Genomic DNA, 16433 nt, shown 5'->3' with positions numbered 1-16433 from the left:
CGACGTATTTTGCCCCTTTTATCTCCGCTTTTATAGTAAAACCGAGAAAATTTGCTTTACGTTTCCTCAAGTTAATAATTTTGGATTTCTCTCGGTTTATGTCTAACCCTAATCTATCTTTTAGATAAAGTTGGACTGCGTAATACCATCGCTGTGCCCTTTTCCGGTCTCGACACAGTATTTTAAAATCATCAGCGTATCTTACAATGAATCCTTCCTTAAGTCTTGTGTTTCTTAAAGCCGCATATTTATTTGACGCGTGATAGTATTGATGCCGTGTATCAAACAGTTCCCATTGAGTAGATACCCACTTATCTAAATCATGAAGTACGATGTTAGATAAGAGAGGGGAAAGAATCCCACCTTGCGGTGTACCTTTTGAAGGTTTTCCTTCTGTTTCAATTTCAGCCTTCAACATTTTCATAATAATTTTTAATACTTTGCGGTCTTGTATACCCATATTCCATAATTGCTTCATCAATTTTGTGTGATTGACATGATCGAAGAACTTTTTAATATCAATATCTACCGCATAATGTAATTTGCTACTATTTATCAAATGTTGAACTCGGGCTAATGCGTGATGTGCATTTCTTACAGGTCTAAAACCGTAACTATGCTTGCAGAAGTTTGCTTCTGCTATAGGTTCCAGGATTTGTTTCACACATTGTTGAATGATTCTGTCAAGGATACACGGAATACCTAAAGGGCGTTTATCACCATTGGGCTTTGGAATGTAAACACGTCTTACCTTTTTGGGTTGATAGTTTTTCAGCTTCTTTTGTATAAGCTCGACGAGCTCCTCGTCTGTCATTCTTTTTATGTTCTCAATTGTTTTTCCGTCTGTGCCTGCAGTTTTAGATCCTTTATTGCGTTTTATTATTCGATAGGCAAGCAAAATGTTATTTCTCGATGTGATTGTATCGTACAATCTGGTAAACTTCTTGTTGATTTGTGCTTGTTCAAACAATGCAGTGAAGGTATCCGTCATATTGTAATATTCCCAGTATCGTAAGTCTGCCTGCATATGGCTCACCTTCTTTCAGTGAGTTCCCATTTTCTTACCCGACCATGCAAGATGCTTAGAAAATAAATGTTTTGTATCAACTAGACTTGGGGCTATCCCTTCAGCTCCATTACAGAACCTTCATTGGTTGGTGCCCCAGCTCTCACCAATCTAAATGTACTTCGGTCTGTGCCTTATAACGACCTACCCCTTGACAGAGGTTGAATGTGGTAGTGATTGGCTTTCCCTGTTCCCTTATCTCTAGCTATCCGTAATTCCCTTAGGTATCTCCTATAAGCCTGTAAGTTTTAGTAAGAAACCTTGCCTTCTTAGTCGAATTTCATATTACGAATTTTTACTCTTCGACAACTTACCCAGTGTATGTGAACCGTATATCCGTTTCCAGATATCCCAAGTATAGACCCGTACATTCGGAGATTCGTCAGACGTATTTTGTGTCATTCTTACCTTAGGAATTTTTTCAGCCTCCCGCCTCAACTCTTTCCATATCCAGTTAGGACTTAGGAAATTTAAAGGCGACTTTACCTAGCTTCATACCTGAGAAAACTGTCACTTTCAGAGGCATGTAGGAGTATCAGAGAGGAAACTTCAAGGTGGCATGTACCTATCATTCTTTCCTTCAAGATGAGAGTTTTACTATCTTTTGGTTAGTAAGCCATTTTCAATATTCTTTTTATCTTATATGGCAACAGGTCGCACTCGTAACTTGGTGGAAATGATGGAAGAACGCGGCTTATCGATGGCTCACACAACGATTATGCGTTGGGTTCATCAATATGGACCGGAATTAGATGAAAGGGTAAGACCTCATCTTAAGCTAACAAATGATTCCTGGAGAGTCGATGAAACGTATATCAAAGTAAATGGTCAATGGATGTATCTATATCGTGCAGTGGACTCCGAAGGAAACACCATTGATTTTTATCTTAGCAAAAATAGAAATACCCAATCAGCCAAGTGCTTTTTCAAAAAAGCCTTGGCTTCTTCGCATGTGTCCTCTTCCCGCGTGATCACAGTCGATAAGAATCCAGCGTATCCTGTAGCGATTCAAGAATTACAAGAAGAAAAAAGCATGCCTTCTGGCACGCAAATAAGACAACAGAAGTACCTAAATAATATCATTGAGCAAGACCATCGCTTTATAAAGAAGCGAGTTCGTTCTATGCTAGGATTGAAATCGTTTCGAACTGCCAAAAAGATATTGAGTGGTATAGAAGCAATGCATATGCTTCGAAAAAAGCAAATTTTCTTACGGGAGAGATCTGTCCAAAATCAGAAAGAGTTTATACATCTATTGTTTGGACTTACAGCATAGGATAGGATTCCGAAGGAATCTATTCGTTTTTTCAAACTGTCGTTATATTTGCACCAGAACCATATTTACGTTTGACGAACTATAAGGGGATCCCTAATAGTTCGTCAAAAAATAAAGAGGGATTCCCTAGCCATTCCCCTATGGTACTATTTACCCAAAAAGAGATGCCACCATGACCTTTTTTCTTGGGTTGCTGCTATTTGCATCTGCTCTTCATTTTCTTTTATTTTGTCTTTGCACCAGAACCCATTTCACAATATTTTGATAGTAAAAATGATAATCTGAGTTAAATATTTGGTCAATTTCAACCAATGGGAATTAAGACCTTATTATAAACCTATAGTAAAATCTAATTAAGCCTTCAGATTTAATATATAAAGAACTTGACGAAAATGTAGTTCGATTAAAAACAGAGTTGGATTTGCTATATGTAGATGTTCATTTAAGATTTCTATAGTAGATCTAATAACAAAGTTGTATGGAAGTAATCTAAACTAAATAGACAGAATTTTCTGTATATTATTCCGCAGAAATTAACGAGGAGGCATTATACTTATGAAATATTTCGCAGTAATTTCTAAAATGCTTAATGTTGAAAAAAATAACATGTACCGTGAAGAGCATTTGGATTATTTAAAACAATTAGGAAAAGAAGGAAAAGTGTTTGCAAAGGGAAGATTTGTGGATGGTGCAGGTGGTCTTGTTATTTATAAGGCAGATTCTGAGAAAGAAGTAGAATACATGGTTAAAGGTGATCCATTTATTATCCAGGGTGCACGATCCTATGAAATTCATGAATGGGCTATACATCTGGTTGATAATATAATTTCCTAATTTTTACATAAACAACTAGGTGATGATTTAACAAAAATAAAATTTCTTCGATTAAAAGCTGACTGGGGTGGATGAGATGTTAGAGTTGTACTTAAAAAAGCCGAACGAATTGGAACTAAGGGAAAAGCAATCTCCGAACGCTCCAATGGATGGAGAAGTGAAAATTAAATTAATTTATGGAGGCATATGTGGTTCAGATCTACGCGTATTCCAGGGAAGCCTTCCTCATGCTTCTTATCCGGTGCGGCCGGGGCACGAATTATTGGGTACGATTATTGAGACTGGAAAAGGGGTTCCTTATCAAGTAGGAAAAAGAGTGGTTGTCTTTCCTAACTCTTTTTGTGGTGAATGTGACTTATGTAAACAAGGGAAAACCAATATTTGCCTGCATAAGAAATCAATTGGTGTTAACGTCGATGGTGGTTTTTCTGAAGAGTTTGTTATCTCTTCTAAGTATGTATTACCAGTTCCGGATGATATGCCGGATGAGAGAGCAGTTCTAATTGAGCCTTTTGCTGTCATTGTCCATGCTCTTAAAAAGGTCAAGATTATAAATGGTACTTCTGTTGCTATTGTTGGCTCCGGGAATGAGGGGATGTTAGCTGCTGTCCTCGCTAATTATTTGGGTGCTCATGTAACCGCCATCGATATCAATCCCGTTAAACGTGAAAAGGTCAAAAAATTAGGAGACATACGTGCTGTTCATCCAGAAGAGGTGGGGGATGAAAGGTTTGACGTGGTGATCGAAGCAGCAGGAGTAAAAAAAGCAGTGGAACAGGCAATTCAGCTCGTGCGTCCAGGCGGTGCCATGGTCTTGATTGGTATGACCCCGCAAGCTGAACTACCCATTATTCATATTGTCAGAAATGAAATTACCTTATATGGAAGCATGATATACACATTTCCAAGTGGCTTTGAACAAAGTATGGAGTATTTAAGAGATGAAAAATTGAATGTAAATCTAATCATTTCTAAGATATTGCCATTTACTGAATTTAAACACGCTTATGAAAGCGCCTTATCAGGAAGCGAGGGAAAGATTGTTCTCGATTTCAATAAAAAGAAATCAAGTTCAATTGCATCCGGAAATGAAAGCGCTGTATAAATGCCGAATCCATAAATATGTTACAGAAGGAGCGGGAAATCTTGATGGAAACAGAAGTAACGATGCGAAGTACTATTCGAAATATTTACTGTGTGGGACGAAATTATGCTTCTTTTGCTGACCAGATGGGGAACTCAATGCCAGAACATCCACTTATTTTTATGAAACCGACACACTCATTAGAAAAAATGGACGGTGCTTCCATTGAGTTTTATGGAGACAGAGGAGAAGTAAACTGTGAAGCCGAGCTTGTGCTTCATATTGGAAAACCTTATGAAGAAGGGATTCATGTAGACGAACTAGTTGATAAAATGACAGTCGGTCTTGACTTCACATATCGGGAAGTATTAAATGCAGTGAAAAAAAAGGGTCAGCCATGGTTACCAGCAAAGGGATTTCCAAGTTCTTCTACAGTCGGAAGATTCCTTCCCTTTTCAATGGAAATGATCCAAGAGCAAGATTTTAAGCTTTTGATTAATGGAGAAACACTGCAGATTGGTAATGTGAAGAACACCATTTTTTCTCTTCAAACGGTAGTCGACTTTATCGCAAAACACTTTGGTCTTGGACCCGGGGATCTCATTTATACAGGTACACCTGAAGGGATCGGTATTTTGAGAGATGGCGATGTGTTAGAGGTTCAATGGGGAGAAAAGAGTCTTGGAACGAGTAAAGTAGTGTTAAAACGATAAAGAATAAATATTTAATATATAGAAAGGTGGAAATAAAATGTCACTCGAGTTAGCTCTTTTAAGTTCACATGCTCCTTCACTTCTATATAAGGACCAAGCACCCGACTATCAGTTGCCAATCGTTCAAGCATTTCATCAACAACAAAAGTTGGTCAGAAATATAAATCCTGATGTTATTGTTATTATATCCAGCCACTTTCTTACAAATTGGAAGCATTATGTAGATGCAACTCCAATACATCAAGGCTTTTTAACCGCGAGAGAACATCCGGATCTGATTGCCAATATTCCGTTTGATTATCCCGGGGATGAAGAATTGGCTAATAAATTGGCTGAAGCAGGTATAAAGGCTGGTATACCGGCAGTTGCTTTTAATGAATCGACCTATATTTGGGATTACGGTACGCTTGTACCGCTTCGATATTTTGTTCCGAATGAGGATATTCCGGTGGTTGAACTGTCATGTAACATGTCGGCGAGCCTCGAAGAGACATATCGATGGGGTCAGCAAATTGGAAAGGTTCTTAGGGAAAGCAAGAAACGAATTATTTTTGCAAGCAGCGGAGCTCTGTCCCACCATCTCACTCGAGGTCGAGAAAATATGCCCACGCTATCAGAGAAAGCACTAGACGACAAATTCATTGAGTATCTCGTAGAGGGCAAGTATGACGCTGCTTGGGAAATGCTCCCTCAGTTTTCAGTGGCAGCGGATGTTGAGTCTGGTGGAAGACATGTAGCGGCACTTTTGGGGGTTCTCGGAAAAGACGAATTTAAAGCCTCCTTCCTAGGGTACGCGCAGTCTTCAGGCAGTGGGAATCCTCACTTCGCCTTTGAACCTGTACTAAATCGTAAGCAGTCCTCCGATAGTGAAAATATGAATCTATCGCTGGAATCTAAATAAAGAGATTAAAATCCAAAAAGATGGAGTGACAAGTTTTGAAAGTTAAAAATCAATCAATTATCTTATCAGAACATTTGGCCCAGGCGGAAATGAATCGACAGGGAGTAGAGCCATTAACGTCCATCCATCCAGGGCTAACAATTGAAGAGGCTTATCAAGTACAGTTGGCGACTATTGAAAAGAAAAAAGAATCCGGCAGACAAATTGTCGGGAAAAAAATTGGCTTAACGTCAACAGCTATGCAAAAGCTTCTTGGTGTAGATCAGCCGGATTATGGTCATTTATTGGATGATATGGTGATTAGAAATGGAGAGCGTATTCCGTCTCAGCTTGTGCTTCAGCCAAAGGTCGAAGCAGAGATTGCATTTGTTCTCAAGCAGGACTTAGTTGGACCTCGCATCACGGTTCCTGAAGTGCTTCTAGCAACAGAATATGTGGTCCCTGCACTTGAAGTAGTAGATAGCAGAATTGCAGATTGGAAAATTAAGCTTCAGGATACCATTGCAGACAATGCTTCTTCCGGATTGTATGTTCTCGGTGAAAAGAAGTTGAGACCGTCGGAAATTGACATTGCACAAGTAGGCGTTGTCCTGTACAAAAATGGAGAAATCATGAATACAGGAGTCGGTGCAGCTGCCTTAGGTCATCCCGCTGCCTGTGTTGCTTGGCTGGCAAACAAGCTATTCGAATTTGGCATTACACTCAAAGCGGGTGAAGTGATTTTATCTGGTGCTCTATCTGCGGCAGTCAATGCAGAGCCAGGCGATCATTTTCAGGCACGATTTGCCCACCTAGGAGAAGTAAGCGTTTACTTTTAAAGGGAATTAATCATGCAGTAAAAGTTGAAGGAGTGGATAGTATGTCCAAAGTGAAAGCAGCGATTTTGGGATCTGGAAATATCGGAACGGATTTAATGATGAAAATCGAACGTTCGAATGTCTTGCAGCTGACCACGATGATCGGAATTGACCCAGAGTCAGATGGATTACACCGTGCAAAAGAGAACGGGTATGAAATCATTAGTACAGGAATCAAAGGCTTTCTGGAGCATCCAGAGCTGGCCGATATTGTGTTTGATGCGACATCTGCTAAAGCTCATATCCATCATGCAAAGTTATTGAAAGAAGCTGGAAAAAAGGTGCTGGATCTTACTCCTGCCGCCGTTGGATCCTTAGTAGTTCCTCCAGTGAATTTGAGTGAACATCTGGACGTTGATAACGTCAATTTAATTACGTGCGGCGGTCAGGCGACGATTCCAATCGTTCACGCCATTAACCGGGTATGTCCTGTTGATTATGCGGAAATCGTTGCAACCATTTCTAGTAAGAGTGCAGGACCGGGAACACGGGCAAATATCGATGAGTTTACAGAGACAACATCTCGCGGGATTGAAGTCATCGGGGGTGCCAAAAAAGGAAAAGCGATTATCATCTTGAACCCGGCGGAACCGCCTATTTTGATGAGAGACACCATCCACGCATTAGTGGAAGAAGGAAAGATGAATGAAGAAGGCATTGTCCGTTCCATTTATGAGATGGTAGAAAGCGTCCAATCATATGTACCGGGCTATCGCTTGCGTACGGAGCCTATTTTTGAGGGCAACCGGGTAACGATCTTTGTGGAAATTGAAGGGGCGGGCGATTATTTGCCAAAGTACTCAGGAAATCTGGACATCATGACTGCAGCAGCCGTCAAAGTAGCAGAAGAATTTGCAAAACATCATGCAGCTAAACAAACTGTATAAAGGAGGGATTTTTTTTGGGAAAAGAACGTCAAATCTATCTAACTGAAGTAGCTTTACGTGATGGGAGTCATGCTATTGCTCATCAATTCACTGTTGATCAAGTAGTACAAATAGCGAAGACGTTAAACGATGCCGGGGTTCCTTATATTGAGGTGGCTCATGGTGATGGTCTAGGTGGATCTTCTTTGCAGTATGGATTATCCCGAACAGATGAATTTGAATTGATTGAAGCAGCTGTATCCGTTTGTAATCAAACGAGGGTCGCAGTTTTACTTTTACCGGGCATCGGTACAAAGAAAGAGTTAAAGCAGGCTGCTAGTTTGGGAGTTAAAATGGCACGCATTGCGACCCATGTGACGGAAGCAGATGTTTCCGCCCAGCACATTGCTTTATCGAAGGAATTAGGATTGGAGACTGTAGGATTTTTGATGATGTCTCATATGGCTTCTGTTGACAAGCTTGTGGAGCAAGCTAAGCTGATGGAAAGTTATGGAGCAGATATCGTTTATATGGTGGATTCTGCAGGGGCGATGCATCCCCAGCAAGTAAAAGAACGGATTCGTGCGCTTCGTCAACATGTTGGTTCGGAAATTGGTTATCACGCTCATAACAATCTATCATTAGCCATGGCAAATACGTTAGCGGCGATTGAAGAAGGGGCAACCCGGATTGACGGCAGCATCCGTTGTCTAGGAGCGGGAGCCGGAAACACACAAACAGAAGTACTCGTTGCAGTATTAGAAAAATTGGGTATTCCAACAGGGGTCGACTTGTACAAAATGATGGATTTGGCAGAAGACATTGTTTCTCCGTTGCTCCGAGTCCCTCAAGAGATTACGAAAGACAATCTGACATTAGGATATGCAGGCGTATATTCCAGCTTTTTGCTACACGCCCAAAGGGCCGCCAAAAAGTTCAATGTTGATGCACGGGATATCCTGATTGAATTAGGTAATCGAAAGGTTGTAGGTGGTCAGGAAGATATGATTGTCGATGTAGCTGCAGAAATTTCCAAACGGAAAAGCGCAATTACAGTAATTGGGAGCTGAATAACCTTGGATAAAATATTGATTAATATTAATCGCATGGTAGAAACGTTAATAGCGGCAGAAGTGGATAGAAAAGAATTGGTACGAATTACTGAAACACACCATGATCTAAGTATAGAAGAGGCGTATAGTATTCAGGAAAGACTCGTTGAAAAGAAAATAAAAGAAGGCTATCGTATTTTAGGACCGAAAATGGGATTGACGAGCCGAGCAAAGATGGAGCAAATGGGCGTTGAGGAGCCGATTTACGGATATATCTTTGACTACATGGCAGTTGCTCATGGTGAATTGTCTATGAATGAACTTATTCATCCAAAAGTCGAGGCGGAAATTGCTTTCGTACTGGGCAAGGACATAGAAGGACCGGATGTGACAGTAGAAGATGTACTTGCAGCCACCGACTATGTGCTGCCGGCCTTAGAGATTATCGACAGTCGGTATAAAGACTTTAAATTTACACTTCCTGATGTGATCGCTGATAATGCTTCTTCTTCTCGTGTCTTTTTTGGAAATCAAATGCGGTCTCCAGAGAACTTGGAACTAGATCTTCTAGGTGTGACGTTAAGTATTAACGGAGAAATCAAAGACCTTGGTGCAGGTGCAGCTGTATTAGGCCATCCTGCTGATTCGGTGGCTATGTTAGCCAATATGCTTTCGCGAAAAGGGAAGAAGCTGAAGAAAGGTGAAATCATTTTATCCGGAGCGATAACAGGTGCCATCATGTTAGCAGTTGGAAATAGTGTAGTAGCCAAATTCGATGGATTAGGCACAGTGGAGTTTCTTGTCAAAGACTAGATTTTGGGGGAATGAAGATGCCGATCGTGAACATTCAAATCATGGAAGGCCGACCGATCGAAAAAATCACATCAGTTGTTGCCCGTATGACAGATGTCATAAGTGAAGAACTAAATTCACCGAAAGAGAATATTCGTGTTATTGTCACGGAAGTGCCCAAAACACACTGGGGAATTGCTGAAGTCACAGTAGCCAACTCCAATAATAAGTAAGAGAGTGAACTACTGCGTAGAGAAAATTGAACGATATAGTGAGTCTCTTATATAAATAATAGTATAATTCTAGATACAATGATTTGAAACCTTATGAATAATAGGAGTTGACATTAAGGTCTATCGATGTATAGTGGAGGAAGTATGCTTACTTTGGTTAATAGAAAAATGAAATATGAGCAGTAGGAGTCATTGTTGAAGGTTAGGATGTAATCAACAAACCCATTCAGGGAACTAGATAACTTCACCATTATGAGATTTCGCGTCATTTATTCAAAAGAAGGTATGAAGGAGGATGGCTTATGAACAACGAGGTATTTGATCCATACGAAATTGATTTTATATACAAAGATCAAGGGACGAATAAGCCATCACTTCATACCCACCATCGTTATGAAGTCTTTTATTTTCATAGTGGTAGGTGTAACTATCTTATTGGAAGTAATATTTATGTGCTTAAGCCTGGAGATATGCTTTTAATGAACGGGATGACACTCCATAGCCCTAAAGTGGACCCAAATGATCAATATGTTCGTTCCGTTGTCCATTTTGAACATGAGGGAATCAAACCTTTTCTTCAATCACTTCATTCATTAAATATATTAAAACCGTTTCAGGAATTTAATAATTATCGGATCTCTCTTCAAGGTTCTGCAAAAGAAGAAGTAGAACATATTCTTGAAAAAATGGCTCATTATTTTGACCAAAAAGATACGATCAATTATAACCGTTTCAGACTCAGGTTTATTGACCTTCTTTACTTTATTTTTGAACAGTTTCAATTTTCAACAACTGAGAAGACAGAGGTTCCGAGTAATAAGGAAACTAGTGTACAGCGTATCATCACATATTTAGAACAGAATTACACGGAGGATATTACGTTAGAAACGCTCCAATCTTATATTCATATAAATAAGTTTTACTTATCAAAACTTTTCAAACAAATTACTGGTACGACGATTATGAACTTTTTATATGAATACAGAATTAACGAGGCAAAAAAGATGTTTCTCGTAGACAAGGATATTTCTGTTACAAATGTGTGCTACAAAGTTGGTTTTAAACACTTATCCCATTTTAGTAGGTTATTTAAACAACACGTAGGGATATCACCAGAAACCTTTAAAAAAATGTATGGTATGTAAAGCTGGCTTAGAAAAAGGCAGTATTGCCTTTCCAAGTTTTAGAGTATACTCATACGACGATGAAATATATGGATGGGACCATGAACTGAAATTTGAAAAACTCACTGTGGAAGATAATGATCCAATGACAGCAGAGCTTGAACATTTTATATCTGTGTTGAGAGGGGAGGCTAGAACGTTGGTAACTGGTGAGGATGCACTTGAAACATTAAAAGTAATTAAAGCAATTAAAGAATCAGTTAAAGCAGGGCAGAAAATTAATATGAATGATTCGACATTAATAGTATGATAGCGTTATCTATGGTGAGTATTGTAAATTTATATCCATCTCGTTTCTTGAAAAATACCGTATGGGGTTTTTTTAGGAGGAAAAGAGATTACAGGAACATTACTGTTGAGTGCCTGTTCAGGACAAACTTCTGGAAGTGCTAAAGATGGTAAGAAGCATGCTAAAGTAATGAAATAGAAAAGGAAAAAGAATAAATTTGGAGGATACAAACTATGCGTAAGAGCCTACATGATTTTATGCAGGTGGGTATCGTGCACTTTATGGCGTACCCATATGCGACATCTAGCGAAGAGTATTTATGCACACTTTCTTCTATCATTGAAGATGAATTTTTTAGCGCTGTAGAGATCAAGTCTGCACCTGATAAAGAAACAGCAGAACGAGCACAGAGATTGTTGGAAAGCTCTGGTGTAATTGTCGGGTTTAGTGGTCATCCGGCTTTAATAGGTAATCAGGCGGATCTCAATTCAATGGACCAAGAGGAAAGGAAGCGGGCAGTGGATCTTTTAAAAGGTGCGGTGGATGAAGCGTATCAATTCGGGGCCAAAAATCTTGCCTTTTTGTCAGGGAAAGATCCTGGTCCGGAAGATAGAGAACGAGCTATCGGATATTTAATCGAATCGATTCAGGAAGTTTGTCAATATGCACGGTCCAAAGGTGATTTGGAGATTCTGTTAGAGCCGTTTGATCACCAGACTGATTTTCGTTGTTTAATCGGACCTTCAGACCTTGCGGTTGAGGTTGCACGAGAAGTTCGAAAAATGGACCCTTCCTTCGGTCTAATGGTAGATTTAAGCCATTTACCGATGCTTGGAGAATCCCCCAAAAAAGCATTAACCACGACTAGGAATTATTTAAAACATGCTCATATGGGGAATTGTTTGATCGGTAATTCGAATGATCCGCTATATGGTGATAAACATCCCCGTTTTGGATATCCTGGCAGTGAGATTGATGTTCCTGAATTAGCAGAGTATTTACGTACTTTGTTGGATATAGGTTATTTGGGGGAAGGGAAAAATCGAACACTTAGTTTTGAAATCAAACCAGCACCAGGTGAATCCTCGCAAGCAATCATTGCACAGGCGAAGCGGACATTGCTTGCTGCCTGGCAACAAATATAAAGCCATAATAAGTACAAGTCAGGGGTTGAACTGTTCGAGGGAGATTTAGGTCAGCCTTATGAATGCCTCCCAAAGGAATTCTATTGTGGTTTAGTTAGTGATAGTTAGCATTATCTGTCTTTTCATATCAATATTGTCACTAATATTTTAAGGGGGAATGGCAATGAATCATCCATTAAGGGAAGAAGATAAGATATCTAAGCAAAGGAAACGATCGCGTGCCCGTTTCATGATTCTGTCTCTGCTATTTATAGGAACAGCTATTAACTATCTTGATCGGACAAACATGGCAGTAGCAGCTTCTGCTATTCAAGGTGATTTAGATTTAAATCCAGCTATGATGGGTCTTATACTTTCGGCTTTTGGTTGGACATATGCTTTTATGCAAATTCCGGGAGGGTGGTTTATCGATCGATTTGGACCAAGGCTTGTATATGGAATCTCCCTTATAGGATTCTCACTGTTTACCCTTTTCCAGGGGTTTGCAAACAGCTTTACCTCGTTGTTCGGACTACGTCTTGGACTGGGTTTTGCCGAATCACCTGCTTTTCCTGCTAACAATCGTATTGTGGCATCATGGTTTCCGCAAAAAGAACGCGCCCTTGCTACTGGGGTGTATACAGCGGGTGAATATGTAGGCTTGGCCATTGCTACTCCATTTCTCTTTTGGCTCCTATCATCTTTTGGCTGGCATTCTATCTTTATTGTGACAGGGGTAGTCGGATTACTTTTCGCTTTAGTTTGGTTTAAATTTTATCGCGATCCAAAGGACAGTAAGTATATTAATAAGGAAGAAATGGATTATATTCGTGAAGGTGGTGGACTTGCCGATAGTGTAAATGAAAAACAAAAAATTAGTTGGTCGCAGGTCACTCATCTTTTTAAGCACCGTCAATTTTTCGGGGTTTATATTGGACAGTTTAGTAATGCATCAACTCTTTACTTCTTTCTAACATGGTTTCCAAGCTATCTTGTTCAAGAAAAAGGGATTACGATACAGAAAGCTGGTTTTCTTGGCTCTATTCCGTACATAGCGGCAGGTATTGGCGTACTTGTAGGTGGGTATTGGTCGGATAAAATGATAAAACGTGGGATATCAGTTGGAATTGCACGTAAAACACCTATCATTATAGGATTGTTAGGCGCTTGTTCGATTGTATTGGCCAATTATATGTCATCCCCTAGTTTGGTCATTACTATTATGTCTATCGCATTTTTTGCACAAGGGATGTCAGCAATTAGTTGGAGCCTTGTGTCTGATATTGCACCAAAGGAATTAGTTGGTTTAGCAGGTGGAGTATTTAATTTTATAGGAAATTTAGGTGGAATTTTAACACCAATTGTAATCGGCTTTATTGTAAGCGCGACCAATTCTTTTAATGGAGCCCTAGTTTATGTAAGTATAGTTGCCTTTATTGGGGCATTGTCTTATATCTTTGTTGTAGGTGAAATTAAACGTGTTAAGTTGTCAGATAGTTAATAAGAAACTGAAAGTAAGGTAGCTTATTGATGTAGAAACGAGAAATCGAGATTTTTAAAACGTAGGAGGAGATATTATGAAAAAAATTCTTATGCTGCACGGAATTAATCACAACATGTTCGGAAAGAGAGATCCTGTTCAGTATGGCACGATTACTCTTGAGGAAATTAACGCACGCTTGAATGAACTTGCAAGAGAGCTAGATGTTGAAATAGAATGCTTTCAGACCAATCACGAAGGTGAGATGTGTGGAAAGATTCATCAGGCATATTTTGAGAATAAAGATGCTGTTATCATTAATCCCGGTGCTTGGACTCATTACAGTTACGGCTTACGGGATGCTCTTGAAATTCTCACTGTACCAGTTATTGAGATTCATATGTCCAATATTCATAAGAGAGAAGAGTTTCGCCATCATTCGGTTTTTGCCAAAATTGCAACGGGTCAAATCTGCGGATTCGGGGTCGAAAGTTACCTTCTTGGCTTAAGAGCAGCTGTAGCAGCGATAGGTCAGGTGTAAGAAGTCTGGTAAACTTGATTAATATTGCAACAGAAATGCCTGGATTATACAGTTAATTTTTATAGGAATACTGATGATTTTTCTTAGTAAAACGAGAAATGCAAAAGCAGCCAAGCAAAAAGGCCTTGGCTGCTATCTTTTATGCTAGAGTGATTATTTGATTGTTCAACAAGGGAGATAACTTGCCTACCGATATTGAAACCGGGGCATTAATAGCTGCTGGGACTTACATGTAATACGTGTTCAAAATTTATTTTTAGATCTATTCTACGGACGCCAAGCCTCTTCTATTATTTTGCTTGTTCTTATTGGGGTCACGTCACGAAACGGAAAAAATCGTACGTTAAGCAGATACAGCCGGCCTATGTAAAAACATTATAGGTCGGCTGTATGTATTAAGAGGTATTCCCTGAGCGTAGCGGTCTAAACGTACCACGTTCTACATACGTGTTCTGTTGCCACGTGTGTTACTCCCTTCCCTGTTACAGCTATTGATACTTCCTGGATGACAAAAGCACAGAAGAATTTTTTTGAAGTGTTACAAAATCCCGAAAATCGGGAAAAAAAATATGATGAGTTAACTGCTTTAGCCGGTTATAAAAGTTTTCATCCTTTATTGGAAGCTGGTGAAGAAACGCCGATAGTAGAGCCAAAGTATTGGGACTTTATTATCATTATGAGACATACGGGAAGACGGTTTGAAGACGTTGCTCATTTGATTGCAGATGGCAGTGATATTGATTGCTTAAAATACGATTTAGACGGAGACCCACAACTCTATCTTGATCATCGTATCGCTAAGATAAAAAAGGATTTGATTGTACCATTAGCCCATATGAAGGATTCCGAAGGAAGAAACATAGTTGAACGTGCTGTTTTACGTCAAAAGAAACGAGTGAAAGATTTACCTTCTGTTGCATCGGACAAGCGGATGTATTTATTCAGAGAAATCGTTGCTTATGATAAACAAGATAAACCCATAACAGAAGCTGTTAATTATAACATTTTCGCTACAAGTGTATTAGGTAAAATCTGTAACCAAATCCCACTATCAGACATTGGAGCAGAATCTGGAGATATTTATAAAATATCACCACATCAATTCAGGCACACGGTAGCAACGGAAATGATTGACGCCGGAGTAGATATATACGCTGTTAAAAACTTTCTAGGACATTCATCAGTTACCATGACCGAAAAATACATTATGGTGTACCAGCAACGTTTGAAGAAGGAGTTTCTTGATAAACTTCTTGTAAAATCCGGTGCCACAGCAATTAAAGATAACCTTCCGGAACCAGAAGAAATGTTTGGTGACAACAAGTGGGTTAAAAACAAAATTATCGCTATTTTCGACCAAGGTGATGGGTGTTGTGAACACCCATACAAAATGCCTTCCTGTCCTCATCAGGTGGCTTGTAAAACGTGCATTAAGAAGAAGATATACCCAAGACATAAAAATGCAGTTCTAGACACTCTAGACGCATTTAAAACACATCGTGACCAAGCTAAAATAGTTGGACTCACTGAAAAGGTTGAGGAGTTTGATAAGGTAGTACGGTTCCACGAAATGGCATTAGAACTCATTGAAAAAGGTGAAACATTTGAAGCAGCAAAACATTTCTACACAGGTGGTGTTAAGTAATGGCTAATTTTAAGCCTGACACTTCCAAAATGGTAGAAGAAAAAAAGAGGCAAAGTCAAACAAAGAAGGAGGCAGTTTTAGCTGCCTTAAAGGAGCTCACGCTCCTAGATGACCCTGTAAATAGACCTGTTTCAAAGGCTGAAATATGCCGTAAGGCAGGTGTAAGCAAAACTTTTCTTTACACTCACGAGAAAGAGCTTTTAAAGCCAATTAACGAAGCAATTAAGAAGCAAAATCAGAAGTTGAAGGTTATAACTAAAAAACAGACGTTCAGTGAAAGTTCAAAAGACAAGCTTATTGAATCACTGAAACGAAGATTAGCTACATTAGAAGAAGAAAACCGAAAACTAAAAAAAGATAACACCAAATTGCTTGGAAAGCTGGCAAATAATCCGTCTGGAAACGAACAAATTAATATATCGGACATTGAATTTCCATTCTAATAAAAAAGAGCCTGTATCAATGATTACTTGGTAATTTAAGATACAGGCTTTATATTTCGGGCACTAATTGTCTTTATATATATTTAACAGAACAGCTGCTTTTTTGAATTACC

At 39.3% G+C, this 16433-nt stretch carries 17 protein-coding genes and 1 pseudogene; 17 read left to right on the top strand and 1 reads right to left on the bottom strand.

From position 1 onward, the window contains the following. The coding region (gene ltrA, locus AAHB12_RS25955) for a group II intron reverse transcriptase/maturase (RefSeq protein WP_342048070.1) at window positions 1-1027 on the bottom strand (1027 nt) is incomplete at its 3' end. A gap of 700 nt (window positions 1028-1727) precedes the next feature. On the opposite strand from ltrA, the pseudogene AAHB12_RS25950 reads away from it, so the two are divergent. The 17 genes and pseudogenes from AAHB12_RS25950 to AAHB12_RS25870 form a co-directional block, all read left to right on the top strand. After that, window positions 1728-2342: pseudogene (locus tag AAHB12_RS25950) on the top strand (IS6 family transposase); the annotation flags it as partial. 555 nt (window positions 2343-2897) lie between these two features. Next, window positions 2898-3176 carry a YciI family protein gene (locus tag AAHB12_RS25945; RefSeq protein WP_342048069.1) on the top strand — a complete coding sequence of 93 codons (279 nt, stop codon included), beginning with the start codon at window positions 2898-2900 and terminating at the stop codon, window positions 3174-3176. Window positions 3177-3252: 76 nt separating this feature from the next. Then, the gene (locus tag AAHB12_RS25940; protein WP_342048067.1) at window positions 3253-4281 is read left to right on the top strand and encodes a zinc-dependent alcohol dehydrogenase; all 1029 of its coding nucleotides are present in this window, start codon (window positions 3253-3255) and stop codon (window positions 4279-4281) included. Between the two features lie 44 nt (window positions 4282-4325). After that, entirely contained in the window at window positions 4326-4973 is a 648-nt protein-coding gene (locus AAHB12_RS25935; protein WP_446715618.1) for a fumarylacetoacetate hydrolase family protein, read from the top strand. Between the two features lie 37 nt (window positions 4974-5010). Continuing rightward, window positions 5011-5874 carry a DODA-type extradiol aromatic ring-opening family dioxygenase gene (locus tag AAHB12_RS25930; protein ID WP_342048066.1) on the top strand — a complete coding sequence of 288 codons (864 nt, stop codon included), beginning with the start codon at window positions 5011-5013 and terminating at the stop codon, window positions 5872-5874. Between the two features lie 89 nt (window positions 5875-5963). Then, window positions 5964-6692: a 2-keto-4-pentenoate hydratase gene (locus AAHB12_RS25925; protein WP_342048074.1), complete on the top strand. Its 729-nt coding sequence runs from the start codon at window positions 5964-5966 to the stop codon at window positions 6690-6692. 41 nt (window positions 6693-6733) lie between these two features. Further along, window positions 6734-7618 carry an acetaldehyde dehydrogenase (acetylating) gene (locus tag AAHB12_RS25920; protein ID WP_342048063.1) on the top strand — a complete coding sequence of 295 codons (885 nt, stop codon included), beginning with the start codon at window positions 6734-6736 and terminating at the stop codon, window positions 7616-7618. A gap of 14 nt (window positions 7619-7632) precedes the next feature. After that, complete coding sequence (gene dmpG / locus AAHB12_RS25915) at window positions 7633-8667, top strand: 4-hydroxy-2-oxovalerate aldolase (RefSeq protein ID WP_342048061.1); 1035 nt, start codon at window positions 7633-7635, stop codon at window positions 8665-8667. 36 nt (window positions 8668-8703) lie between these two features. Then, complete coding sequence (locus AAHB12_RS25910; protein ID WP_342048073.1) at window positions 8704-9462, top strand: 2-keto-4-pentenoate hydratase; 759 nt, start codon at window positions 8704-8706, stop codon at window positions 9460-9462. A gap of 17 nt (window positions 9463-9479) precedes the next feature. Continuing rightward, window positions 9480-9674, top strand: a complete 195-nt coding sequence (locus tag AAHB12_RS25905; protein ID WP_342048060.1) for a tautomerase family protein — start codon at window positions 9480-9482, stop codon at window positions 9672-9674. Window positions 9675-9976: 302 nt separating this feature from the next. Further along, on the top strand, window positions 9977-10819 hold the full coding sequence (locus tag AAHB12_RS25900) for an AraC family transcriptional regulator (protein WP_342048059.1): 843 nt from the start codon (window positions 9977-9979) through the stop codon (window positions 10817-10819). Then, window positions 10809-11108, top strand: coding sequence for a Gfo/Idh/MocA family oxidoreductase (locus tag AAHB12_RS25895; RefSeq protein ID WP_342048057.1), 300 nt, complete (start codon window positions 10809-10811; stop codon window positions 11106-11108). The genes AAHB12_RS25900 and AAHB12_RS25895 overlap by 11 nt, the downstream gene beginning before the upstream one ends. Before the next feature lie 212 nt (window positions 11109-11320). Beyond that, the gene (locus tag AAHB12_RS25890; protein ID WP_342048056.1) at window positions 11321-12232 is read left to right on the top strand and encodes a sugar phosphate isomerase/epimerase family protein; all 912 of its coding nucleotides are present in this window, start codon (window positions 11321-11323) and stop codon (window positions 12230-12232) included. 157 nt (window positions 12233-12389) lie between these two features. Beyond that, on the top strand, window positions 12390-13712 hold the full coding sequence (locus AAHB12_RS25885) for an MFS transporter (protein WP_446715617.1): 1323 nt from the start codon (window positions 12390-12392) through the stop codon (window positions 13710-13712). A gap of 76 nt (window positions 13713-13788) precedes the next feature. Further along, window positions 13789-14232, top strand: a complete 444-nt coding sequence (gene aroQ / locus AAHB12_RS25880) for a type II 3-dehydroquinate dehydratase (RefSeq protein ID WP_342048053.1) — start codon at window positions 13789-13791, stop codon at window positions 14230-14232. 505 nt (window positions 14233-14737) lie between these two features. After that, window positions 14738-15877 (top strand): tyrosine-type recombinase/integrase, encoded by a 1140-nt coding sequence (locus AAHB12_RS25875; protein WP_342048051.1) that lies wholly within the window; start codon window positions 14738-14740, stop codon window positions 15875-15877. Continuing rightward, window positions 15877-16320: a DUF6262 family protein gene (locus AAHB12_RS25870; RefSeq protein ID WP_342048049.1), complete on the top strand. Its 444-nt coding sequence runs from the start codon at window positions 15877-15879 to the stop codon at window positions 16318-16320. Before AAHB12_RS25875 ends, AAHB12_RS25870 begins: the two co-directional genes overlap by 1 nt. Window positions 16321-16433 lie beyond the last annotated feature (113 nt).

This window comes from Bacillus sp. OTU530, from assembly GCF_038440375.1.
The sequence above is the reverse complement of the archived record's forward strand: the minus strand, read 5'-3'. Positions and strand labels throughout refer to the sequence as shown.